The sequence below is a fragment of the Peribacillus sp. RS7 genome (genome assembly GCF_041956845.1).
Taxonomy (GTDB): Bacteria; Bacillota; Bacilli; order Bacillales; family DSM-1321; genus Peribacillus.
The window spans coordinates 1,661,416-1,685,447 of record NZ_CP168135.1 but is presented as its reverse complement, the minus strand read 5'-3'; the positions used below and the strand labels follow the sequence as shown (position 1 = coordinate 1,685,447).

General features: G+C 42.1%; 22 protein-coding genes and 1 other RNA gene. 19 read left to right on the top strand and 4 right to left on the bottom strand.

The genetic code is table 11. The features are described 5' to 3' along the window. Window positions 1–36 precede the first annotated feature (36 nt). Window positions 37–579 (bottom strand): hypothetical protein, encoded by a 543-nt coding sequence (locus tag ACDZ29_RS08745; protein ID WP_289326939.1) that lies wholly within the window; start codon window positions 577–579, stop codon window positions 37–39. A gap of 176 nt (window positions 580–755) precedes the next feature. On the opposite strand from ACDZ29_RS08745, the gene secG reads away from it, so the two are divergent. The 6 genes from secG to ACDZ29_RS08715 all read left to right on the top strand — a co-directional run bounded on the left by secG (window position 756) and on the right by ACDZ29_RS08715 (window position 6,474). Next, window positions 756–989, top strand: a complete 234-nt coding sequence (gene secG, locus ACDZ29_RS08740) for a preprotein translocase subunit SecG (RefSeq protein ID WP_061465545.1) — start codon at window positions 756–758, stop codon at window positions 987–989. A gap of 141 nt (window positions 990–1,130) precedes the next feature. After that, window positions 1,131–1,877 carry a carboxylesterase gene (locus tag ACDZ29_RS08735; protein WP_289326938.1) on the top strand — a complete coding sequence of 249 codons (747 nt, stop codon included), beginning with the start codon at window positions 1,131–1,133 and terminating at the stop codon, window positions 1,875–1,877. 33 nt (window positions 1,878–1,910) lie between these two features. Further along, window positions 1,911–4,268, top strand: a complete 2,358-nt coding sequence (rnr, locus tag ACDZ29_RS08730; protein ID WP_370016778.1) for a ribonuclease R — start codon at window positions 1,911–1,913, stop codon at window positions 4,266–4,268. Window positions 4,269–4,336: 68 nt separating this feature from the next. Beyond that, the gene (gene smpB, locus ACDZ29_RS08725; protein ID WP_057912049.1) at window positions 4,337–4,804 is read left to right on the top strand and encodes an SsrA-binding protein SmpB; all 468 of its coding nucleotides are present in this window, start codon (window positions 4,337–4,339) and stop codon (window positions 4,802–4,804) included. A 123-nt stretch (window positions 4,805–4,927) separates the two neighbouring features. Continuing rightward, window positions 4,928–5,289, top strand: a transfer-messenger RNA (tmRNA) gene (gene ssrA / locus ACDZ29_RS08720). A gap of 492 nt (window positions 5,290–5,781) precedes the next feature. Further along, window positions 5,782–6,474 carry a nuclease-related domain-containing protein gene (locus ACDZ29_RS08715; RefSeq protein ID WP_375090673.1) on the top strand — a complete coding sequence of 231 codons (693 nt, stop codon included), beginning with the start codon at window positions 5,782–5,784 and terminating at the stop codon, window positions 6,472–6,474. Window positions 6,475–6,542: 68 nt separating this feature from the next. Here ACDZ29_RS08715 and ACDZ29_RS08710 read toward each other — a convergent pair whose 3' ends face one another. From ACDZ29_RS08710 to fdhF, 3 genes are all read right to left on the bottom strand, one after another. Next, window positions 6,543–6,743, bottom strand: a complete 201-nt coding sequence (locus ACDZ29_RS08710) for a hypothetical protein (protein ID WP_375090672.1) — start codon at window positions 6,741–6,743, stop codon at window positions 6,543–6,545. 515 nt (window positions 6,744–7,258) lie between these two features. Beyond that, entirely contained in the window at window positions 7,259–7,735 is a 477-nt protein-coding gene (locus ACDZ29_RS08705; protein WP_289326934.1) for a DUF1641 domain-containing protein, read from the bottom strand. Between the two features lie 18 nt (window positions 7,736–7,753). Continuing rightward, a complete protein-coding gene (gene fdhF / locus ACDZ29_RS08700; protein ID WP_375090671.1) occupies window positions 7,754–10,693 on the bottom strand; it encodes a formate dehydrogenase subunit alpha in 2,940 nt (979 codons plus the stop codon). 333 nt (window positions 10,694–11,026) lie between these two features. Between fdhF and ACDZ29_RS08695 the strand changes: the two genes are divergently transcribed. The 13 genes from ACDZ29_RS08695 (at window position 11,027) to msrA (ending at window position 23,859) form a co-directional block, all read left to right on the top strand. Further along, a complete protein-coding gene (locus tag ACDZ29_RS08695) occupies window positions 11,027–11,389 on the top strand; it encodes a DUF2294 domain-containing protein (RefSeq protein ID WP_289326932.1) in 363 nt (120 codons plus the stop codon). Window positions 11,390–11,444: 55 nt separating this feature from the next. Further along, complete coding sequence (fdhD, locus tag ACDZ29_RS08690) at window positions 11,445–12,242, top strand: formate dehydrogenase accessory sulfurtransferase FdhD (RefSeq protein WP_289326931.1); 798 nt, start codon at window positions 11,445–11,447, stop codon at window positions 12,240–12,242. 175 nt (window positions 12,243–12,417) lie between these two features. Continuing rightward, a complete protein-coding gene (locus ACDZ29_RS08685; protein ID WP_289326912.1) occupies window positions 12,418–13,290 on the top strand; it encodes a LysR family transcriptional regulator in 873 nt (290 codons plus the stop codon). 153 nt (window positions 13,291–13,443) lie between these two features. Continuing rightward, window positions 13,444–14,370 carry an AEC family transporter gene (locus ACDZ29_RS08680; protein WP_375090670.1) on the top strand — a complete coding sequence of 309 codons (927 nt, stop codon included), beginning with the start codon at window positions 13,444–13,446 and terminating at the stop codon, window positions 14,368–14,370. 156 nt (window positions 14,371–14,526) lie between these two features. Next, entirely contained in the window at window positions 14,527–15,549 is a 1,023-nt protein-coding gene (locus ACDZ29_RS08675; protein ID WP_289326910.1) for a tripartite tricarboxylate transporter substrate binding protein, read from the top strand. 57 nt (window positions 15,550–15,606) lie between these two features. Then, the gene (locus tag ACDZ29_RS08670) at window positions 15,607–16,062 is read left to right on the top strand and encodes a tripartite tricarboxylate transporter TctB family protein (RefSeq protein ID WP_289314445.1); all 456 of its coding nucleotides are present in this window, start codon (window positions 15,607–15,609) and stop codon (window positions 16,060–16,062) included. Window positions 16,063–16,080: 18 nt separating this feature from the next. Next, window positions 16,081–17,607 (top strand): tripartite tricarboxylate transporter permease, encoded by a 1,527-nt coding sequence (locus ACDZ29_RS08665; RefSeq protein ID WP_289314446.1) that lies wholly within the window; start codon window positions 16,081–16,083, stop codon window positions 17,605–17,607. 78 nt (window positions 17,608–17,685) lie between these two features. Next, window positions 17,686–19,278 (top strand): ATP-binding protein, encoded by a 1,593-nt coding sequence (locus ACDZ29_RS08660; RefSeq protein WP_375090669.1) that lies wholly within the window; start codon window positions 17,686–17,688, stop codon window positions 19,276–19,278. After that, on the top strand, window positions 19,275–19,982 hold the full coding sequence (locus ACDZ29_RS08655) for a response regulator (RefSeq protein ID WP_375090668.1): 708 nt from the start codon (window positions 19,275–19,277) through the stop codon (window positions 19,980–19,982). The genes ACDZ29_RS08660 and ACDZ29_RS08655 overlap by 4 nt, the downstream gene beginning before the upstream one ends. A 349-nt stretch (window positions 19,983–20,331) precedes the next feature. After that, entirely contained in the window at window positions 20,332–21,378 is a 1,047-nt protein-coding gene (locus ACDZ29_RS08650) for a fatty acid desaturase (protein WP_375090667.1), read from the top strand. Window positions 21,379–21,472: 94 nt separating this feature from the next. Beyond that, window positions 21,473–22,594, top strand: a complete 1,122-nt coding sequence (locus tag ACDZ29_RS08645; protein WP_289314450.1) for a sensor histidine kinase — start codon at window positions 21,473–21,475, stop codon at window positions 22,592–22,594. Between the two features lie 14 nt (window positions 22,595–22,608). Further along, on the top strand, window positions 22,609–23,217 hold the full coding sequence (locus tag ACDZ29_RS08640) for a response regulator transcription factor (RefSeq protein WP_289314451.1): 609 nt from the start codon (window positions 22,609–22,611) through the stop codon (window positions 23,215–23,217). 120 nt (window positions 23,218–23,337) lie between these two features. Next, the gene (gene msrA / locus ACDZ29_RS08635; protein WP_375090666.1) at window positions 23,338–23,859 is read left to right on the top strand and encodes a peptide-methionine (S)-S-oxide reductase MsrA; all 522 of its coding nucleotides are present in this window, start codon (window positions 23,338–23,340) and stop codon (window positions 23,857–23,859) included. The last annotated feature ends 173 nt before the right edge of the window (window positions 23,860–24,032 follow it).

Genomic DNA, 24,032 nt, shown 5'->3' with positions numbered 1-24,032 from the left:
TAATATAAGATTTCCAATAAAAATAGTTTTGAAAGATTATCGTGATAAGTAATCCCTTGTTAACTCACTTTGATATTTATCAAGAAATAAGCCAATCCAGACGACCATCAACAAAAAAGGATAATCATTACGGACTGCGGTTTCCACGACGGGATCAGACCAAAAGTGTGAAAGGAAACCGGATGACATCCTGATTGTCTCGAATGTGACAAGGGCATGCAGCGATAACCATAGGATCGTAAGGGTATTGGTTCCAAACCCAATGACAGCTGCTATGATGCTCAGCAAGACGGCTGCTGCCCCTATCAGGAGGACATTGAAGCTTGATTGGAAAAAGTCGATACCGCTATTGGAAAGTCCATTATAAATAATAGCAGTAAAATAAACGGTTGTCGTGATATATGCAGCAAATAATAAGTATCGATTTCCGTGATACTTTGCCAGCAGCAATAAAAGCGGTGATAGGATGATTAATAGGATACTCAAAAGATTGCTTCCGCCTGCCCATAAAGAATAGCCGGCAACTGCCGAGAATAGGATGGTCAGGAGATCAAGAATCCGAAGTATGGACTTAAACATGGTGACACCTCTTTCTCTCTTTATGCAAATTATCTCAAACTTTGTATCAAAAAGAAATAAATGACTATGGGTGTTTAGGAATTCTTTCCATTATAGTATAACAAAGATTGTGGATATTTAGTGGGTGTGGTAAAGTTAAAGTAATTGTTTATTGGTTCTTCAGGAGGTGTCATTGCATGCATGCATTTCTCATAACGCTTTTAGTGATTGTCAGTATCGCCCTCATTGTGACGGTATTGCTTCAATCAGGTAAAAGTGCAGGTTTATCAGGTGCGATTGCCGGCGGTGCCGAGCAGCTATTCGGAAAGCAAAAGGCACGCGGTTTGGACCTTGTTTTACATCGCGCAACGGTAGTATTAGCCATTTTATTCTTTGCTTTAACTTTACTTGTTGCATTCTTTGATGTGTAATGGATCAAAAATGAGTCTAGCTAAATAGCTAGGCTTTTTTCTTTGCACAATAGTTGCATGAATAGATATAGTGATTTTAGTACTTAATTATAGGATAGGGAATTTTTTTGGATTCTATTTACCGATAAAGGAGTTAAAATCATGAAAATCAAACTGCAGCAGCCCTTTACTTTTAAAGGCGGAAAAAGAGCTGTCTTACTTTTACATGGATTTACGGGGAATTCCGCAGATGTGCGGATGCTTGGCCGTTACTTGGAGAAACAGGGATACACCTGCCATGCCCCGCACTATAAAGGACATGGCGTTCCGCCGGAGGAGTTAGTGAAAACGGGTCCTTCAGATTGGTGGAAAGATGTCATGATGGGCTATGATTTTCTTAAAAGTGAAGGCCATGAAGAAATTGCTGTTGCTGGACTCTCATTAGGAGGCGTATTTTCTCTTAAATTAGGTTACACTGTACCTATAAAGGGTATCGTATCAATGTGTGCGCCTATGTATATCAAAAGTGAAGAAATGATGTATAAAGGAGTTTTGGAGTACGCCAGAGAATTTAAGAAGTACGAAGGGAAAACTCAAGAGCAAATTGAGCTTGAAATGGACCTCCTTGCCGATAAACCCATGAATACATTGAAAGCCCTTCAGGAATTGATAACTGATGTACGCGAGCACGTCGATCTTATTTACGCGCCGACATTTGTCGTGCAGGGTCGTCATGATGATGTTATCAATCCAAAAAGTGCCGATATTATTATTGATGCCATTGAATCACCAGTAAAAAAAATCAAGTGGTATGAAGAATCCGGTCATGTCATAACTCTTGATAAAGAACGAAACCAGTTGCATGAAGATGTATTTGAATTTTTAGAAAGTCTGGATTGGTCCGAATAACAAATTTATCATACCCTGAATAGGAGGGTTTTCATGGAAGATAACATTCAAGAACATATTAATAAGCTTCTTACGTACATGACGGATGAAGCATATAAGCCATTAACCGTACAGGAACTTGAAGAGGCTTTGAAAATTGAAGACTCGGCAGATTTCAAGAATTTCGTTAAGGCTCTAGTTAAAATGGAAGAAAAGGGACTGGTGGTCAGAACGAGAAGCAATCGTTACGGCCTGCCGCAAAAAATGAATTTGTTCCGCGGTAAATTAACGGGGCATGCAAAGGGATTCGCTTTTGTGACACCAGAAGATAACCCAGGCATGGATGATATTTTCATTCCGCCGAATGAAACGGGTACAGCGATGCATGGAGATGTCGTCATGGTACGCGTATCTTCGGAAACATCCGGCTCAAGACAAGAAGGCACGGTCATCAGAATACTTGAACGCGGCATTACACAAGTGGTCGGTACATACTCTGAAAGTAAAAGTTTTGGTTTCGTCATCCCAGATGATAAAAAGATCGCAAATGATATCTTCATTCCACAACATGCTTCCCATGGAGCGGTAGAGGGCCATAAGGTTGTCGTCAAGCTGACTTCTTATCCTGAAGGACGCGTAAGTGCTGAAGGCGAAGTCATTGAGATTCTTGGGCATAAGAATGATCCTGGTGTAGATATTCTTTCAGTGATCCATAAGTATGGTTTGCCGATGGAATTCCCGGATGACGTCATGGAGCAAGCCAATGCCGTTTCGGATACCATTCAAGAAAGTGAAATTGGCAGCCGCAGGGATTTGCGGAATGATGTTTTGGTCACGATTGATGGGGCGGATGCAAAGGACCTGGATGATGCCGTCACTGTTACCAAACTTGAAAATGGCAACTATAAGCTGGGTGTGCATATTGCTGATGTCAGCCATTATGTAACGGAAGGCTCTCCAATCGATAAGGAAGCCTTAGAAAGAGGGACGAGCGTTTATTTGGTGGACAGGGTAATTCCGATGATCCCGCATCGTTTATCGAATGGCATTTGTTCCTTGAACCCGCAAGTGGATCGTTTTACACTCTCTTGTGAAATGGAAATCACGCCAAATGGTGAAGTCGTCAACCATGAAATTTTTGAAAGTGTCATTAAGACGACGGAACGTATGACATATGGCAATGTGAACAAAATCCTTGTGGATAAAGATGAAGAACAACTCGAACGCTATGAAGCTTTGGTTCCGATGTTCCAGGACATGGAGAAGTTAGCGGCCATCCTTCGTAAAAACCGGATGAACCGCGGTGCAATCGACTTTGATTTTAATGAAGCGAAAGTTATCGTTGATGAAGAGGGACATCCGACTGATGTGGTTTTACGTGAAAGGTCAGTTGCGGAAAAGCTGATTGAAGAGTTCATGCTTGCGGCTAACGAAACCGTTGCAGAGCATTTCCACCGACTTGATGTACCGTTCATTTACCGTATCCATGAAGATCCCAAGCCAGAAAAACTGCAGCGTTTCTTTGAATTCATTACGAACTTCGGATATATTGTTCGGGGATCGGCAAATGACGTTCATCCTAAGGCGCTACAGGAAATCATTGAGGCAGTTGCCGGTAAACCGGAAGAAACGGTCATATCCACCGTCATGCTTCGTTCCATGCAACAAGCGAAATATGACCCGGAGAGCCTAGGCCACTTTGGTTTATCAGCTGAGTTTTATACACATTTCACATCACCGATTCGCCGGTACCCGGATTTGATCGTACACAGGTTGATCAGGACCTACTTGGTGGAAGGTAAACTCGATGAAGCCACTAAGGAGAAATGGAATGCCATTTTACCTGAGATTGCCGATCATACATCGAAACGTGAACGTCGCTCAGTCGATGCCGAACGGGAAACGGATGATTTGAAGAAAGCGGAATATATGCTTGATAAAATCGGCGAAGAATATACCGGGATCATTGGTTCCGTTACGAATTTCGGGATGTTCGTCGAGTTGCCGAATACCATTGAAGGCCTTGTCCATGTCAGCTTCATGACGGATGATTATTACCGCTTTGATGAGCGTCAGCTTGCAATGATCGGGGAACGTACCGGTAATGTGTTCCGGATTGGCGATGAGATCGACGTACGTGTTTCCAACGTCAATAAAGAGGAACGCGCCATCGATTTTGAAATTATCGGCATGAAGGTAAGCCGTCCGCGTCCATCTGGCGAGAAGAAAATATTCAAAGCCAATTCAGGTGAACGTAAACGTAGCCGCGGTGGCAATGGGGGACGTAACGAAGGAAAAGGCGGCGGCCGTAATGGAAATGCGCCTTCTTCCGAGAAAAAATCGAAAAAGAAGAAAAAATTCTTTGAAAATGCGCCGGCTGCCAAGCGCAAGAGAAAACCAAAAAAGAGATAAAGATTGAGGCGGGGGGATGATCATTTCATCCTCTCTCCGCGATTGGATGTAAAAAAGGGGAGAGTTAGATGCCAAAAGGCTCAGGTAAACAACTAGCACAAAATAAAAAAGCTTATCATGATTTCTTTATTGAACAAACATTTGAAGCAGGTATCGTTTTGAAAGGGACGGAAATCAAGGCAATCCGTGCAGCCCGAGTGAATTTGAAGGATGCCTTCGCTAAAATAGAAAATGGTGAAATCTATCTTCATAATATGCATGTAAGTCCTTATGAGCAGGGAAACCAGTTTAACCATGACCCGTTGCGGACACGGAAGCTTCTTTTGCATAAGAAAGAAATCAGTAAACTGATCGGTGAAACAAAGGAAACAGGTTACACCATCGTCCCGTTGAAAATGTATTTAAAGAATGGCTTTGCCAAAGTTTTAATCGGACTTGGAAAAGGGAAGAAACAATATGACAAGCGTGATGACCTGAAGAAGAAGGAAGCGAAGCGTGATATTGAACGTGCTTTCCGTGATCGTCAAAAGATGTAGAACTGCCAAGACCTTACAATTGATTTTTTGAACCAATCTGTTATAATTAAACCTGTACCGATGACAATTGAATATCAGCCAACTAGCTGACTATTCTTCTCTCGTACGCTCCATTTCAATCATGGGGACGTTACGGATTCGACAGGGATAGTTCGAGCTTAAGTTGCGAGTCGAGGGGATCGGCCTCGTTAAAACGTCAACGCCTATAACTGGCAAACAAAACAACAACCTAGCTTTCGCTGCGTAACAACAGTCGTTAGCTGTTCCTCCCTCCATGGCCCACGTGGTAGGGTAAGGGACTCACTCTAAGTGGGATACGCCGGAATCCACCGTCTGAGGATGAAGGAAGAGACCAATCAGACTAGCTGCTCTGCCGCCTGTCGATAGGCTAATGAGTTCGCGAAATGCGAATATATCGACTACACTCGTAGAAGCTTAAGTGCCGTTATGTCTGGACGTGGGTTCGACTCCCACCGTCTCCACCAATACATATATTGGTGGTTTTTTATTTGCGTTTTTTTATCAATTTGTCGAAAAATCGATAAATCGTATAATTCGTAGATATATCATGAGTTTTCGCTGATATATCTCCATTTTCGGAGATATATTCCCGATTTCGCTGATAAATTGTATAATCGCTATCATTTAAAGGAATATTCCCTGCTGCTGTAGAATCCTTTGGGAGAAACCAAGATTGGAGCGATGAAATTGATTGTAAAAAGGCGAAAAGTTCCTCTTACTATACGTAAATTACGTGCTTTAACGCGCAGGCTTTCTCCAAATCATCCTAAAATCCCCTTAATCATCAACGATCTCAAAAAAAGGGAAGCGGGCTATAAAGGGGAATGTTCCATTGATTTTCCATTAAGCTTTCTTCAATCGAAAAGCTATTTCATCTTCCACGATTTAAGGCTGCAGGATCAGTCCCGTTTTTTTCAAATGGATACCTGTCGAAGAAATTCGCCCTTATCATTGAAGTGAAGAATATAGCTGGTTCGATCTATTTTGATCCGCATTTCAATCAGCTCATTCGAACGAAAGATGGAAAAGAGACGGCATTTCCAGATCCCATCGTTCAAGTCAACCGCCAGGAATCACAGTTGAAGAATTGGTTCTTGAAAAATGGCTTTCCCTCACTTCCCATCCTTTCATTGATTGTCATCAGTAATCCCCAAACAATCATCCGTACGTCTCCTGAAAACCGTAAGCTCCACTACAAAGTCATCCATCCCGATGTGCTTCCCTCAAGAATCAATCTGATGGAGCATTCCATCACAGAATCCATTTTAGGTGAAAAGGATTTGAAGAAAGTAGTTCGTATTTTAAATAAGTATCATATCGAAGCGGCCTCTTCCATTCTGGAACGATACAATCTTACCGAAGAGGACCTAATAAAAGGAGTGATATGTGAAAATTGTAAGGGGTTTCCGTTAATTAGAAGGCATGGCACCTGGTTTTGCAATCAATGCCAGCTATCCAATAAGGATGCACATATTCAGGCTTTTCGAGATTATTTTCATCTATTAGACTCGACTATAACGAATCGGCAGTTGAGGGATTTTTTAAACATTTCCTCCGCATCCAGTGCAACGAGAATCTTGCAATCATTGAAATTGACAAGCAAAGGTGCGAATAAAGGGAGGGTGTACAGCCTGAATTTTGATGAGTGATTTCTGAGTGATCTTGCCTTAATCATTAAAAAAGGAATAGTTTCTATACCATTCCTTAATAGTAAAAATCATTTCTCTATATTTACATCAACATTTTGGAAATCCTCCAAAATAATATCTATTACTGGAAAAACTCCATCAGCTTGATAAGCTAATAAGATTTTTTTTACTGAGGCAAGATGTAATTCTTCAATCTCCATATTTTTATATCTGCCATTTTTTTTTTCATTTCTTCCTTTGTGGGGTAATTTTTTGTGCCGTAAACCCACATGAAAAATCTATCTAACTCATTAACCTCTTGCTCTGTAAAGCCATGTGATAATAACTCATAATACCTAGATTTTAAATTCGGGGCCATACTATCATGTAGTTTAAAAAATGCATGCTTCAATAAAAACAATTCGTGTTCTAATTCCTTGATTCATTAAATCATCCACTCCTATAATACGCTACACTCTCAGCACTTTACTTCTGCAGCAACTAAGCCATTACGCAACAAGCTAATGCTTCATATTTTAACATTATTTAGCATTGATGTAGCTTCATCAATTTGAATAGCAGCATCATTACCATTCCATACTCTGGCAGTATTAACTATTATTAAGAGCTTCTTTTACTACCTATGTGCTGGTTGGATTCAATAGGAGTAATAGATCCATGGACATTATTCCATCGATCTTAATTGCTGCCAGAGTCCATCCTTTTGTTTTAGACAATATCGTCCTACATGATAGAAAAAAGACTCAAAAGAAGCATGAACTTCTCTTAAGTCTTTTTTCTGATACTATTCTTTTAATTCCTTGCCCATTCCCTTTAGGAAGTGGACGCCAAAGCCGATTGCCCGGTTTATGTCTGGATCATTTAACGTTTTCATTAAATCCAAAACGCCGATCTTTTTATCGGCCTGAAGGAATTTGTTTCCTTCATCGATTCCTGCCAGTGCACTGTTAAGCAGTTTCGTGGATTGTGCGGCATCGGCATTCATCAAGGCTCCTGTTGCCCCCATAAGGGTATTGATCAGGTTTGTTACAGGTTGTCTAGTGACTTGGTGAAGTGCGATTTTGGCAATTTGTTCTTTTCCTTGAAGCATGGAGGTCGCAGCTTCGAATACTCCGGAGTCATTCAGTTCATTGACAATTTTAAACATATTGTTTAATGCATCTTCATTGTTGGTGATCAGCGTTTTCAGTTCTTCTAGTTTTTGAAGTTTTATTTCTTCCTCAGTAATGGGATTATGGATTTCCGTAATGGGAGCTGCCATGATCTTCACCCTCCTCGTTTATTTATCCGTTAAGTGAACATACCCTGGACGAGCCCACTTACGTTCAACCTCGACACCGTTTTGAGGATGACGTTTTTTATTCCGTGGGTTGGTACCCGGTAATGGGATATCTCCGCTTGCACTTAATACTTCCATGCGGACCATCGTCTGTTTGTAAGCGGGCGTGCTTGTGCGTTGATCATAGATGGGACCAGTCAGGAAGTTAATGGCTGAGTCTTTATCAACTGAGTTCATCGGTAAAAATAGCTCATTATTTTTTACACGGTCTGTGATCAGGACTTTTAATTTAACGGCCCCGAATGGCGACACTAAGCGAACGAGTCCGCCATCACTGACTTTACGTTCTTTAGCAAGTTCTGGTGAAACCTCAACGAAAATATCAGGTACTTTCGATTGGATGCCATTGGATTTGTTCGTCATATTTCCTTCATGGAAATGCTCGAGCATGCGTCCATTATTGATATGAAGGTCATATTCTTCTGGAAATTTATGCGGTTCCACCCAGTCAGCCAGTGCAAAGCGTGCTTTCTTATCAGGGAAATTGAAGCCATCCACATAAAGAAGCGGCGTGTTTGATCCATCATGGCTTCCCCATAGGAAGCTGTTCCATCCTTCCAGCACCTCGTAATTGGCTTGGCTGAATATTGGTGACAGGCTTGCCATTTCATCATAGATTTCACTGGGGTGGGTGTAGTCCCAATTCGCACCTAAGCGGTTGGCGATCTCTTGAGTGATCTCCCAGTCCGCTTTAGAATCTCCCAAAGTTGGAAGGGCTTTATATAAACGCTGTACACGGCGCTCCGTATTGGTGAACGTTCCGTCTTTTTCAAGAGATGGAGCTCCGGGTAATACCACGTCAGCATATTGGGCTGTCCTTGAAAGGAAAATATCCTGGACAACAAAGAAGTCCAATCCGGATAACACTTTATCGACATGGTTTGCATCCGCATCAACGAGTGCCATATCTTCGCCTACAAGATACATGGCTTTCATGTCGCCTTTATCAATCGCTTCGAGCATTTCGATATTGTTCATGCCTGGTTTGCTGTCGATTTTAACCCCATAAGCTTTTTCGAATTTAGCGCGTGCCGCATCATCGGTAACATGCTGATATCCTGGAAGCCATGTTGGAAGGGTGCCCATATCGCAAGCGCCCTGTACATTGTTGTGGCCGCGAAGCGGATAAGCTCCCGCTCCTGGGCGACGGTAGTTACCTGTAGCTAAAAGCAGGTTGGAAATTGCAGCCGACGTATCGGAAGCACCAGTGTTTTGTGTTACGCCCATTCCCCAGAGAATGCATGTACCATCTGCATCGCGAATGCTTTCAGCTATTTGGGTCAATGTTTTTTTTGAAATACCTGTGTTCAGTTCTGCATATTCCAGGGTATATTTCTCAAGTACTTCTTTATAATCATCGAAGAAGTTAACATTTTCATTGATGAATTCTTGATCATGCCAGCCTTGATCGATCATATATTTTGTAACGGCCATCAGCCAAACTTGGTCTGTTCCTTGTTTTGGACTGATATGGATGTCAGAACGCTCGGCCATTTCATTTTTACGAATGTCCGCAACGATCAGTTTCTGTCCGTGAAGCTTTTGGGCCCGTTTAACGCGAGTCGCCAGAACCGGATGTCCTTCTGCCGGGTTAGCCCCAACGATGATGACGAGACCTGCGGCGGCGATATCTTTAATCGTACCAGCATCTCCACCCATGCCGACTGTACGGAACAATCCGTCTGTTGCCGGGGATTGGCAATAACGAGAGCAATTGTCGACGTTATTCGTTTCGAACATTTGCCGTGCGAGTTTTTGAATTACATAGTTTTCTTCATTCGTGATCTTGGATGAGGAAATGAAGCCTACTGAATTTCCGCCGTATTGCTGTTTGATCGAACCGAGTCTGGATGCAACCAAATCAAGTGCTTCATCCCAGCTTGATTCAACGAATCTTCCATTTTTACGAATCAGGGGCTTGGTCAAACGTTTTTCCGAGTTTACGAAGTCCCAACCGAATTTCCCTTTAACACAAGTGGAAATCGCATTAACGGGGCCTTCATGAGTAGGTTCGACTTTAAGGATTTTACGGCCTTTGGTCCAGACTTCGAATGTACATCCTACCCCACAGAACGTACAGACCGTTTTTGTCTTCTTCGTCCGTGTTTCACGCATAGCCGCTTCAATTTCCGAAATGGCAAAAATCCCGCTGTATCCAGGTTCCACTTCTTTAACAAGGTCAATCATTGGTTCAAGCATATCGTTTTTCAAACCTGACATGAAACCAGCCTCACCAAGCATCGATTTTTCCATTAAAGCATTACAAGGACAAGTGGTTACACACTGTCCGCAGCCTACACAAGATGAGTTATTGATTTCCGTTCCTTCATCCCAGATTACCCGAGGGCGTTCTGCTTCCCAGTCGATGGACAGAGTCTCATTGACCTGAAGGTTTTGGCAGACTTCAACACACTGCCCGCATGCGATGCATTGATTGGCATCATAGCGGTAAAATGGATGGGACATATCGACGGCACCTAATTCCACTTTCGGTGTGTAAGGATATTTTTGGTGCTCAATTTCCATTAATTCTGCTGTGTTATGCAGTTTGCAATTTCCGTTATTATTATCACATACAGTACAGTATAAAGAATGATTTTCCAGGATACGGTCCATGGCTTCGGTTTGGGCTTCTTTTGCCTTGTTTGAGTCCAAGGCAATATCCATGCCGTTCATTGCCGTTGTCGAACATGATCGGACGAGTTTCCCGTTAACCTCGACGATGCATGTGTCGCACGTTTGGATCGGATCCACTTCAGGTACATAACAAATCTGTGGATGGGCTATCTCGTTTCGATTGATGACTTCCAGTATTGTCGCACCGTTTTTAGCGGTATAATCCATCCCATTGATTTTGATGGTGATGTTTGAATCGCTCATTATATATCCCCCTTTTATAGCCAAAAACACGCAAAAAACCACCATGATCACACCTCCGGCTCTGAACGGAAGTGTAGGTCATGGTGGAATAGTTTAATAGCAATGCTTGCCAATATACCAATCCATACCATAATGGATAATTTTAAAAAAGATGGGGACACAACAGTACACTATTATACTCCCAACTTTCCTCATTGATATTATAACTTTAATTTTAAGGAGAAACAATCCTTGATGGAGGTTATCATTCCCAAATGCCTTTCGTTTTTCTTCGCGTTGTTTTATGATAAAACAATTGAGAACTTAATTTCCTTGAATTGGAGTGACGTAAGGGTGTCAAAAGTTATCCATGAATTTAATGATATGATTCGTAAGCTGCGCAAGGAACTCTTCGGTAAAGGACCAGACCGCATACACACGGTTTTCGTCGATAATATGGCCGTTACTACACTATATGGGAATTTGACTCCTACGGAAATGTTCATATCAAGATCAGAGGAAGGAAGGGACATGGTCCATTCAGCACGAACCAAAATGATACAGGATGTGTATTCAGAGAGTCCTCCTGATGGAATGGAAGAACTGGTTGGAGCAAAACTGGTCCATTTGTTTTCAGACATCAAAATCAAAGAGAACATAGCGATTTCCGTATTTGTATTTGATAAGAATATTGCTGACAAACTCAACGGGCATTGACCATGTTCCTTACATATTGGTCAATTGGCTCCTGGATATTAAAAGGAGTGGGAACATGAAAGCGATTGAAATGAAGAGGGGCATCATCCGGATAACCAAAGGTAACATGGAGCGAACGGAAGATACGGTCGTAACGGAGTTTCCCGTTACTGTGAAAATAAATGGCCAGGAATTTGTCACGATGGTTTGTACACCTGAATACATCGAAGATATGGTGATTGGTTATTTGGCTTCGGAAGGCATCATCAAAAAATATGAAGAGATAAAAGAAATCTGGGTCCAGGAAAAAGAAGGCTTTGTCCATGTGAAGACTGATAAAGTGAACCCTTACTACCAGGACTTTCAAAATAAGCGGTATATCACATCTTGCTGCGGGATGAGCAGACAGGGATTCGTCTTTGTGAATGATGCGTTGACTGCCAAGAAAATGGATCATGTTTCGGTAAAATTGACTCCTGATGACTGCTTCCGCTTGATGAAGGATTTACAAAATTCTGCTGTCACCTTCCAGAATACAGGCGGAGTTCACAATGCCGCATTATGTGATGTCGATGGCCTCGTATTAAGCAGGATGGACATTGGAAGGCATAACGCCTTGGACAAAATATACGGCCATTGCTTGAAAAATGGTATTTCGATAGAAGGGAAAGCCATCGTGTTCAGCGGCCGGATTTCATCGGAAATTCTTTTGAAAGTGGCGAAGATCGGCTGTGAACTGATACTCTCGAAATCCGCTCCAACCGAATTGGCTTTGGAGTTGGCTGAAGGATTGGGGATCACCACGGTCGGGTTCATTCGTAATGATTCACTGAATATCTATACCTGCCCTGAAAGAATTCAATTGAATGACTGATCATCCTCCGCTGAAAGATGCAGCTCCTAAGGCGGGTTGGGGAATGCGCTTTAAGGGAAAGTCCTTGCCGGCATGGCTTGGGCTTTTTTGTCTTTGTAAAAGGATATATCCATCAGGCCTTTTGTGATACTGTTTGGATAAAGCATTCAAGGAAAAGCGTATCGGGGGAAGGGTTATGAACGAAAGGGATTGGCATATTTTAAAGATGTTGCATGAACACAAGAATATTACTAAAACGGCGCAAAGTTTATATATCTCGCAACCCTCTCTAACGAAACGAATTCAACAAATAGAGAAGGAATTCAATTTAAAGATTGTGGAGCGGGGAACAAGAGGAGTGCAGTTCACCCCTCAAGGGGAGTATCTGGCCATCTGTGCAGATGAGATGCTGATCAGGCTCCGTCAGATAAAAGAGACAGCGTTCAATATGGGTCAGGAGATCAGTGGGACATTACGGCTGGGTGTTTCCAACTATATTACGCTGCATAAATTGCCTGGCCTGTTAAAAATATTTCGTGAGCGATATCCTAAGGTGGATTTCCAGGTGACTACCGGATGGAGTAAAGAAGTACTGAACCTCATTTATAAGGAAGAAGTGCATGTGGGGATCGTTCGGGGGGACTATCAATGGTCCGGGTCAAGGCACCATCTTTTTGAGGAAACGATTTGTATTGCTTCTAAGGAGAAAATAGAGGTCCGGGACTTGCCTTCATTGCCGAGGATCGATTATGGGACCGATGCCCTTTTAAAAACAATGATCGATAATTGGTGGAGAGATAATTTTTCAGGACCTCCTTTGGTGGGGATGGAAGTGGACAAAGGGGATACATGCAAAGAAATGGTCAGGAATGGGTTGGGGTATGGGATTCTTCCTAGCGTTTTATTGGAGAAAGACCAAAATCTTCGTCAATGGGACCTTTTGGATAAGCAAGGTAATCCCCTTATTAGGAATACGTGGATGTTATATCATGAAAAGTCGCTGGAATTAAAACTGGTCAAAGAGTTTGTCCAATTTGTCAAAGGTGTCGATTTCATGAGGGATATTTAAATGAAGCGCAGAAACTTCTGTGCTTTTTCATCATTCCATTTTTGAATGGTTAACGATAATTTATTGGTATTTTAATTATGGTTTTCCCGGCATTATGATAGATGGGAGATATAAATCATCAGGAACTTGCCTATGGAATGGAGAGGAAGTCAAATGAGTGTCCTATTTCTAATCGTATTGAATGTCATTGTGCCGGTCTTTTTCCTTATAGGGGCGGGGGCAATCCTTCATCGTAAATTCAAACTGGATATGAATACGCTGTCTAAATTGAATCACTTCCTGCTCATGCCGGCCATTAGCTTTGTCAATATCTATCAAAGCAATATGGGCGGGGGGATGATCGTCCAGATATTCAGCTTCCTTGCTCTTCAAGCATTAAGCCTAATCATCGTGAGTACAGTGATTGCTAAACTTGCCCATTTTGATCAAAGTCTTTCTGCCACGTTTAAAAATAGTGTGGTCCTGAATAACTCAGCCAATTTCGGGCTACCCGTCAGCCAGATGGTTTTTCATGGCAATCCTCTTGGCCTGTCGATCCAAGTCATCGTGATCATTTTTCAAAACCTGTTGACCTATACCTATGGATTGATGAATTCCGTTTCCGTCCATACAAAAAGTGCAAAGGGTGCCATTCGTGAGTTTTTGAAGAATCCAGTCATTTATGCTCTATTACTCGGTTTTCTTTTACAGGCCACTTCTTTCGATATTCCTCTGTTCTTATGGACCCCGATCGATAATATCGCGAGTGCTTTCATAGCGATTGCCCTGATTACATTGGGTGCTCAGAGTGCCTACTTGAAAATTACGCATTTCCCGCTTCCGCTTATCCTTAGCTTGATTGGACGATTAATACTCTCACCATCCATCGCATACCTTATCATTCTCATGCTGGGATTGGAAGGGACTGTCGCTCAGGGATTATTCATCGCAAGCTCATTTCCAACATCAAGAAACAGCGCATTATTCGCTTTGGAATATGATAACCATCCGGAATATGCGGCACAGGCGGTCTTGATGTCGACGTTATTCAGCAGTATAACGGTAACGATGGTCGTATATCTATCAAAAATACTATTTTAGCAGGGCTGCCCTCATGGGCAGTCTTTTCCCAACGTCTCCCCATAAAACTTTATGAACAATATGGAGATTATGGAATTTATGTATTTTAGGTGGATAATTAAAGATGTGGAAGATATTTTTGTAGAATTAAGAAAACGCTTTCAAAGGAGGATTCATATGTTTTCTCGTAAAAAGATTTCTGCAGTCATATTGGCAGGTTCGTTAGCTTTAAGTTTAGGTGCATGCAGCAGTGCGGATACATCGGGAGAAAAGAAAGAAAGTACAGGTTATCCGAAAAAGGCCATAACGATCGTTGCTCCGTCGGGTGCAGGCGGGGGATGGGATTTAACCGCCCGTTCATTTACAAAGGTCTTGGGTGAGACAAAACTGGTGGACCAGCCATTAACCGTCGAAAACAAACCCGGTGGCGGGGGTGCTGTCTTCATGGCGGATTATGCAACACAGCAAGCGGATAATAATGACATGCTGTTCGTGAATTCACCGCCTGTCATCATCAATAACCTTAAAAAAGAGGGTAACAGTCCTTATGGATATAAAAATACGACTCCTTTGGCGCAGCTGACAAAGGATTATGGAGCGATAGTGGTAAAGGCGGATTCTGAATTCAAGGATTTAAAATCAGTGCTGGAAGTGGTGAAGAAAGATCCGCGTAAGTTAACTTTTGCAGGAGGATCGGCTCCGGGATCCATGGATCATTTGATTTCCATTCTTCCAGCCTATGAATATGGTTTGAATCCAACAGAACTTAAGTACGTCTCGTACGACGGTGGCGGGGAAGCGATTACGGCATTGCTTGGTGGAAATGCGGATGTAATCGGAACGGATGCATCCAGTGTCAGGGAATTTTTAAAGGCAGGAAAGATTAGAGTGTTGGCCGTAACCTCGACTGAACGTTTGGGTGGAGATCTAAAGGACATACCGACTGCAAAGGAACAGGGTGTTGATGCGGAATTCACGATTTGGAGAGGCGTTTTTGGACCTCAGAATATGTCCGAGGAAGCGAAAACCTTTTGGGACGGATCCATTGCAAAGTTAGTAGAAACTTCTGAATGGAAAAAGGAAGTGGAAGTTCAAGGATGGGAACAAGAATATAAAAATAGTGAGGAATTCAGCAAGTTTTTAGAAGAACAGGAGAAACAGGTGCAGCAATTATTGGAAGCTTTAGGCATGGAAAAATAATGGAGAAGAAGGAGGTGCTTTCACCTTCTTCTTATTTTCTGAAATGGAGGGATAAGGATGGACGTGAAATTTGATCGCTTTGCATCTGTAGCCTTTCTGGCTGTCGGAGTGCTGTTTATGATTGGAAGCAGGAAACTGGCCAGTTCTTCTTATGGAAGTTCGGTAGGACCGGACATTTTCCCTTTTGTACTGGGACTCGTCCTTGCTGCTTTAAGCATTCGCCTGTTCTATGAGTCATATCGGGGCAAGAGGCAGGAATCGAGTAAGGAAAAGTTTGAATATAAGCCCTTTATCATCATTGTACTCTCCACATTGATTTATATTTTGACATTGGAAACGATAGGATATGTCATTACGACCTTCCTCTTTTTGTTTGTTTGCTTTCAAACGATGGAACGGAATAAGTGGGTGACATCGCTCATCATATCCGCAGGGTTTTCCGGAATCATCTATTTTTTATTCGTGAATGTTTTAAAGGGAACACTGCCGGGTTGGCCAATCTGGTTTTCATAAAAGGAAGGGGGATGGCAAGTGGGCACTTTTGATTATTTAATTCAAGGATTTGAAACGGCACTTACTTGGTATAACATACTTTTTGCATTTGTCGGAGTATTGATTGGAACGGCAGTCGGCGTCTTGCCGGGAATCGGGCCGATGAGCGGTGTGGCTCTTTTAATTCCGGTAACTGCTTCCATTACAGGCGGACTTCCACCAGAGCAAGCGGCGACAAGCGCCATCATTTTACTTGCTGGTGTTTATTATGGAGCGATGTATGGAGGGTCGACAACTTCCATCTTATTGAATACACCGGGCGAATCTTCTTCTGTCGTCACCACATTGGATGGCTACCAAATGGCGAAGAAGGGCAGAGCGGGGAGTGCTTTATCCATTTCGGCCATCGGTTCTTTCGTTGGAGGGATCGTCACCCTTATCGCCATGATTGCCTTAGCTCAGCCATTATCGACGATTGCCATCAAATTCGGTCCGGCTGAGTATTTTTCGCTCATGCTTCTAGGGCTGGCGGCTGTCAGTGGTCTCGCGGGAAAATCCGTAACCAAGGCACTGATCATGACGGTTTGTGGTTTGTTGATCGCGACGATCGGCATTGATAATGTATCAGGTATCGCCCGTTTTACATTCGATATACCATGGCTATATCAAGGGGTCGAATTCCTGACGATTGCAGTGGGTCTATTCGCCCTTGGAGAAGTATTCAAGACAATCTTGGAAAAAGAAGAGGAAGATGGGGAAATCGCGAAGATCAATAATTTGATTCCTTCCAAAGAAGAATTCAAGGAATCTGCGGGTCCCATTGCCCGGGGATCGCTCTTGGGTTTCTTTGTAGGAATCCTGCCTGGTGCAGGGGCCACTCTTGCTTCTTTCTTCTCATACCTTATGGAAAAACGGATCTCAAAAAAACCTGGGAAATTTGGTACGGGGACGATCGCTGGAGTGGCTGGACCTGAAACGGCCAATAACGCGGCATCCGGGGGGGCGATGATCCCATTATTGACGCTGGGAATTCCAGGTTCCGGTACAACGGCCATTTTAATGGGGGCGCTCATGATGTACAATGTTCAGCCTGGTCCATTATTATTCGAGGATCATCCTCAGGTGGCCTGGGGTCTCATCGCCAGTATGTTCATTGGGAATTTGATGCTCCTCATCCTTAATCTCCCGCTCGTTAAGGTTTTTGCGAAAATCATTGAAACGCCAAAGAAATATTTGATTCCGATCATTATCGCGATTTCCATTTTTGGCGTTTATGCGGTACAAGTATCGACTTATGATTTATTGCTATTATTAGGATGCGGGGTCTTGGGATATTTCTTAAGTAAAAATGATTATCCAATCGCCCCATTGGTATTAGGGCTGGTTTTAGGACCGATGATAGAAAATAATATGCGCAGGGCATTGACGATATCCGATGGGGATTACAGCTTGTTTTTCACTCGGCCGCTTTCCCTGACCTTCCTGATTGTAACGGCATTATGGCTGCTCATTCCGGTTTTACTTAAGAAGAGAGGGAAGGATGTTGTCATCAATATTGAAGGTTAATGCATATTTTCTGAATGTTATGAAAAAACTCCTTTTTTAAAGGGGGTTTTTTTTATATGATGTAGAAGAGGTGATTGAATGCGTTTACACACCAAGTTGATGCTGGGCATCTGTACGTTAATCATCTTAATGGGTGGAATCTTTGAAGTTCTTTTTATAAATATCTTAGAAAATAACCTGAAACAGGAAACAGGGGAAAAAGCATTGTCGGTTGCCCAGACCGTTTCTTTGCTGCCTGAAATTAAACAAGCTTTTCGAAATGATAATCCTTCAGTAATCATACAGCCCATTGCGGAAAAGATTCGCAGGCAGATCGATGCGGAATTTATAGTAATAGGAGATGAGAATGAAAAACGGCTGTCCCATCCAGATCCTAACTTGATCGGGAAAAAAATGGTAGGGGGAGATAATGGCGAGGTTTGGAATGGGAAATCCATCATCACGGAGTCAACTGGGACATTGGGTCCTTCCATAAGGGGGAAATCCCCGATAATGGCAAATGGAAAAGTCATTGGTGTAGTCTCTGTTGGCTACCTTCAGGATGATATTGAAAAAGAAGTGTCCAGAATACAAAGAAAGATAGTATGGACCATCTCTTTTATCTTAATCGGAGGTCTATTGATAGCCTTTTTCATTTCATTCAATATAAAAAAGGCGATATTGGGACTGGAGCCAAAAGAGATTGCCTGGATGTTTCAAGAGAAGCATGCCATTTTGGAATCGATTCATGAAGGTATCATTGCCATTGATGTTCATGGGAGAATCACCGTCGTCAATGAAACGGCGCATAAAATCCTACATATCCCTAAAGACATCATGCTTCGCGGGCAAAAAATTGAAGAAGTCATAACGAATACACATTTGCTTGATGTAGTCAGCACGGCACAGGCCGAGTATGATCAGGAATTCATGATTGACGGTGAAGTTTTTTTGGCTAGCCGGATTCCCATTTTGAATGGACAGGGTGAAGTCATCGGTGCGGTTGCAAGTTTGAGGAATAAATCTGAACTATCCAATCTCCTTCAAGAACTATCACATGTAAAGGCTTATGCAGAAGGGCTGAGGGCCCAGACACATGAATATTCCAATCGGCTTTATACTTTACTAGGTTTGATTCAACTGGGTTCCCATAAAGAAGCGATGGATTTCATCTCGAAGGAAGTCGATGTTACCCAAGGCTTCATTCACTTTCTGATCAAGGAAGTTCCTGATCCGATTATTGCTGGGTTCATCCTAGGGAAGGTAAGTTTAGCCAGCGAGCTGAAAATTGATTTTACAATTGATAGAGAGAGCAGTTTTAAGGATATTCCGTCCGAAATAGATCGGGATTTATTAGTTACGATCATCGGCAACCTTATCAATAATGCCTTCGAAGCTGTACGGGAAAACGAAAGGGAGGAAAAAAGGGTTTCGTTATTCGTCACGGACTTGGGTAAAGAGCTGATCATCGAAGTTGAAGATAATGGAAGAGGAATGAATTCTGATGTTACCGAACGGATTTTCCAGAACGGTTTTACGACGAAAAATCATCAAACCAATTCAGGTATAGGGTTGAGCCTAGTTCAGGAAGCAATTGATGGATTAGGGGGATCTATTACTTTTTCGACGAAAGAAGGGGAATATACGATCTTTACCGTAGCCATACCAAAAAACAGAGGGGTGATTAAATGAAGGCACATCGCGATATAGAAGTTTTGATCGTAGAAGATGACTTACGGATTGCCGAGATACAAAAGCTATTCATCGAAAAAATCGAGGGGTTTCAAACGGTCGGGATCGCATCAAGTTATGTCGAGGCTAAAAGCTTCATTGAAATCATGCAGCCGGATCTATTACTGCTCGATATGTACTTTCCGGATATGAATGGGCTCGATATCTTGAAAGAAATCAAGCAGCAAAGCAAACAAATGGATGTCATTATGATAACGGCAGCTAAAGAAATCGAAAAAGTCCAGGAAGCCATCAAAATCGGCATACTTGATTATATTATCAAGCCTGTCGCATTTGAGCGTTTCAAGCAGTCCTTGTGCCGATATCAAGAGTATTATATAAAATTGTCTGAAATGGAAAAGGGCAATTTCCCCGTAACGCAGCAACAGGTTGATAAGCTTTTACGGAAGGAAATGAATGAAAAGGAAAGGGAAATGACTTCACTGCCAAAAGGGATCGATCGGATGACCTTGGAGAAGGTGATGGTTGTGTTGGGGAAAGCCTCCCCTGGGTTAACTGCCGAGATAGTGGCAAAGGAAATCGGGGTGAGTAGGACAACGGCAAGACGTTATCTTGAACACTTGATATCCGAGGATAAAATTGATGCCGATTTAACCTATGGCACGGTAGGCCGGCCAGAACGGGTTTACGCCATCAGGTTTTGAATGGGTTCGCCAGTGGCGGATCTTTTTTTTGTGTTTAATCGAATAAATATTTGGCTCGGTATTGGGATATTGGAATTTGAATAAATGTGGTTTGGTTGATGGGATTTTGTTTTTTGAGGGGTAAAAATGATGAAAAAGGAAAAAATACGTGTGAAAAGTGATGAAGTAGACAAGTATATGACATTTGTCATGCCAGCAAATTGACGTTTATGACTATAGAAGATCGGTTATTAATCCGATACTTAAGGAACAAATGCTGCCAAGGCATAACTAAAGTTTGCGAAATATGCAAGCTAACCAATCAATTAAAACACTCCAAGTTCTATATAAAATATATGAGGAGGAAATCATGAGTAATCAAAAACAATTGAGAAAAGATATTGCCCCTTTTGAAAAATCCAATACTAAATCAAGTGTGAAACAGCTTATAAATACATTTCCGCCATTTTTCCTGTTATGGTTTTTAGCTTATCAAAGCTTAACCATTTCATACTGGCTGACCCTTGCATTGGCCGTCCTGGCTTCAGGATTCGTAGTCAGGATTTTCATCATTTTCCATGATTGCTGTCATCAATCGTTTTTCAAAAGCAGGAAAGCGAATAGCATCCTGGGTACAATCAGTGGAATCGTTACATTATTTCCTTATGAGCAATGGAAGCATAGCCATTCCATACATCATGCCACAAGCAGTAATTTAAACAAACGCGGTACAGGAGATATTTGGATCATGACCGTTGATGAATATATAGCCGCTTCATTCTGGGGGCGTCTGGCTTACCGTTTATATAGAAATCCGATCGTCATGTTTGGATTAGGTCCATTTTATCTATTTCTTGTATCGAATCGTCTGAATAAAAAAGGCGCTAAAAAGAAGGAACGGATGAATACGTATTTGACAAATGCCGCAATCGTGGCAATTTATGGTCTTTTATGCTTGGCTATCGGATGGCAGGCATTCCTGATGATCCAGGTACCGATGCTTTTTGTAACGGGATCACTGGGCATCTGGTTGTTTTATGTACAGCATCAGTTCGAAGATTCTTATTTCGAAGAGGAATCGGAATGGGATTACGTGAAGGCTGCCATTGATGGAAGTTCTTATTATAAGCTTCCAAAGGTTTTGCAATGGGTAACCGGTAATATCGGTTTCCACCACGTGCATCATCTTAGTCCAAGGGTGCCGAACTATAATCTGGAAAAAGTCCATGATTCCACCCTGCCTTTGCAGCAGGCAACGACAATCACCCTTAGTTCAAGTTTAAAATCGCTTCGCTTCCGCCTTTATGATGGAGAAAACAAGACGTTTGTAAGTTTTAAAGAGATTAAGGAACGTCTAAATGAAACAAAATCAAAGGTGGAAATCAATAATAAACGTCCAAGTCTTCAAGAAAAATAAATAGTTCATCAAAAAACCATTCAATTTCCATTGGGTGGTTTTTTGATGAAACTCCTTAGTATATACTAGGGTAAAAAGAAATAGAGGCGGCGCCATGCAAAGTTGGTATCATATCTTTCCCAAGAACACAGGGCTGAGCCCTTATGTCTGGATCATTTTTTGTATCTTACCTTTTTATTTCATTTTCAAATCTTCTTCGATGTTGGAGATTGTCTTTGGAATCGTCATGATCATTTTGTTCTTCATATCATATGGTCTCTCATTCGTTTCGAAGGGATGGCCCGTATACGTATGGACGGCGATACAAATAGTCATATCCATATCCATGACCATATTTTTCAGCTACATTTACTTTTCGCTTTTCTTAGCATTCTTTATTGGGAATGTTCAAAATAAGGTCGGATTTTTCGTATTGTATTCGATTCAGCTATTAGCTACCATCGTGTCTGTCAATATTGGATTCATCATGAAGGATCCTACCTTCTTTTCGCAATTTCCCTTTATGCTCATTTGTGTAGTGGGCGTGATTCTTCTCCCATTCAACACATATAATCGGAATAAACGGGATAGGCTTGAAGAACAATTGGAAGATGCTAATAAAAGAATATCCGAGCTTGGCAAAATGGAAGAACGTCAGCGGATTGCCCGTGACTTACATGATACACTTGGACAAAAACTTTCTTTGATTGGCTTGAAAAGTGACCTTGCAGGGAAATTGATTGATTTAAATCCAGATTCGGCTAAGAAGGAGATCAAGGATATCCGTCAAACGGCGAGGACGGCACTCAAGGAAGTACGGGAAATGGTGTCGGAAATGCGTGGGGCCAAATTAAGTGATGAAATCATCCGGGTCAAGCAAATATTGAAAGCGGCAGAGATAGATTTCAATTTGGAAGGCACTGCGGAATTGCAAGATACCCCATTGCTTGTTGAAACGGTTTTAAGCATGTGCTTGAAAGAAGCTGTGACCAATATCGTCAAACATAGCCGGGCCGACTCCTGTAATATTGTCATCGAGGAATTACAGACTGGAGTGACGATCAAAGTCCAGGATAATGGAGTGGGGCTTTCACATAAATCAGAGTTTTATAAAGGCAATGGACTTCAAGGTATGAAAGAAAGGCTTGAATTCGTTAATGGCAGCCTGGATATTCAATCAACTGAGGGAACTACACTTTATATAAGGGTTCCGAATGCTATAAAAAATAATGGATAGGTGGGGGATTAACATTGATTCGAATCGTAATTGCTGAAGATCAGCGGATGCTGCTTGGTGCGCTAGGTTCTATCCTTGATTTGGAAGAGGATATGGAAGTTGTCGGAAAAGCGAGCAATGGGGAAGAAGCAATGAATCTTGTCAATCGTTTAAAGCCGGATATCTGCATTACGGATATTGAAATGCCAGTCAAAACCGGGCTCGATGTAGCGGAAGAGATCAAGGATCAGGGCCACCAATGCAAAGTCATCATTTTAACCACTTTTGCACGCCCTGGGTATTTTGAAAGAGCTAGAAAGGCCGAGGTAGGTGGATATCTGCTGAAGGATAGTCCAAGTGAGGAACTCGCAAACTCGATCCGTGTCATCATGGATGGTCGGCGAATTTATGCTCCTGAGCTGGTGGATATGGCTTTTGAAGAAGAAAACCCTTTGACTGAACGAGAGAGCCAAGTGCTTGAATTGATTGCAGATGGCAAGACAACAAAGGAAATCGCCAGCCAGCTTTATCTGACCAATGGAACGGTTCGTAATTATATTTCGGTCATTCTTGATAAATTGGAGGTAAGCAATCGCGTTGAAGCTATTGTAAGATTCAAGGAAAAGGGCTGGTCGAAAGATTGATCCAAGGGTGATCCCGTTTGGCGCGAATGGTGTATCGACTTCGGAAATCAAAAAAACACAGTGTTGGGATCAGGATATGGTATATTAATTTTTATTACATATAGGAAGGAGATGACCATTATGCAAAAAGCTACATTTGCTGGAGGCTGTTTTTGGTGCATGGTGACACCATTTGAAGAACAACCAGGGATTGGGGGAATCATATCCGGTTATACAGGAGGACAGGTCGAAAACCCGACTTACGAGGAAGTGAAGACGGGCACTACGGGACATTATGAAGTCGTTGAAATCACTTTCGACCCTCTGTTATTTCCTTATGAAAGACTGCTGGAACTATATTGGCAGCAAATCGATCCAACCGACGATGGTGGTCAATTCCATGACAGGGGAAGCCAGTATCGAACAGCCATCTTCTATCATGATGAGGCTCAAGAGAAACTGGCTCTTGAGGCGAAAGAAAAGGTAGCAGCCAGCGGGAAGTTCCAGAAACCCATCGTAACGGAAATCCTTCCGGCCCAAACTTTTTATCCTGCCGAAGAATACCATCAAGGCTACCATAAAAAAAACAAAGAAGATTATAAAGCGGACCGTGCGAAATCAGGACGCGATGAATTCATTGATCAACATTGGATTGCTGAATAATCATTATTAAACGATCCAGTTGTTTTCAGAAATGACCTATCCACCTCTTCTTGGAAGTATCGCTTATGATAGATTTGAGTTAACTAAGGGCTATCTTTCTTATAAAACTTATATCAAAAAAATCCTTCATCAAACAAAACTGGAATGATTAAAATCGTACATTACAAAGATAA

Bases quoted from the DNA above. Each gene is read 5' to 3' on its own strand.
- ACDZ29_RS08745 (WP_289326939.1), bottom strand. From the start codon at position 579: ATGTTTAAGTCCATACTTCGGATTCTTGATCTCCTGACCATCCTATTC.
- secG (WP_061465545.1), top strand. From the start codon at position 756: ATGCATGCATTTCTCATAACGCTTTTAGTGATTGTCAGTATCGCCCTC.
- ACDZ29_RS08735 (WP_289326938.1), top strand. From the start codon at position 1,131: ATGAAAATCAAACTGCAGCAGCCCTTTACTTTTAAAGGCGGAAAAAGA.
- rnr (WP_370016778.1), top strand. From the start codon at position 1,911: ATGGAAGATAACATTCAAGAACATATTAATAAGCTTCTTACGTACATG.
- smpB (WP_057912049.1), top strand. From the start codon at position 4,337: ATGCCAAAAGGCTCAGGTAAACAACTAGCACAAAATAAAAAAGCTTAT.
- ACDZ29_RS08705 (WP_289326934.1), bottom strand. From the start codon at position 7,735: ATGGCAGCTCCCATTACGGAAATCCATAATCCCATTACTGAGGAAGAA.
- fdhF (WP_375090671.1), bottom strand. From the start codon at position 10,693: ATGAGCGATTCAAACATCACCATCAAAATCAATGGGATGGATTATACC.
- fdhD (WP_289326931.1), top strand. From the start codon at position 11,445: ATGAAAGCGATTGAAATGAAGAGGGGCATCATCCGGATAACCAAAGGT.
- ACDZ29_RS08685 (WP_289326912.1), top strand. From the start codon at position 12,418: ATGAACGAAAGGGATTGGCATATTTTAAAGATGTTGCATGAACACAAG.
- ACDZ29_RS08680 (WP_375090670.1), top strand. From the start codon at position 13,444: ATGAGTGTCCTATTTCTAATCGTATTGAATGTCATTGTGCCGGTCTTT.
- ACDZ29_RS08675 (WP_289326910.1), top strand. From the start codon at position 14,527: ATGTTTTCTCGTAAAAAGATTTCTGCAGTCATATTGGCAGGTTCGTTA.
- ACDZ29_RS08670 (WP_289314445.1), top strand. From the start codon at position 15,607: ATGGACGTGAAATTTGATCGCTTTGCATCTGTAGCCTTTCTGGCTGTC.
- ACDZ29_RS08660 (WP_375090669.1), top strand. From the start codon at position 17,686: ATGCGTTTACACACCAAGTTGATGCTGGGCATCTGTACGTTAATCATC.
- ACDZ29_RS08655 (WP_375090668.1), top strand. From the start codon at position 19,275: ATGAAGGCACATCGCGATATAGAAGTTTTGATCGTAGAAGATGACTTA.
- ACDZ29_RS08650 (WP_375090667.1), top strand. From the start codon at position 20,332: ATGAGTAATCAAAAACAATTGAGAAAAGATATTGCCCCTTTTGAAAAA.
- ACDZ29_RS08645 (WP_289314450.1), top strand. From the start codon at position 21,473: ATGCAAAGTTGGTATCATATCTTTCCCAAGAACACAGGGCTGAGCCCT.
- msrA (WP_375090666.1), top strand. From the start codon at position 23,338: ATGCAAAAAGCTACATTTGCTGGAGGCTGTTTTTGGTGCATGGTGACA.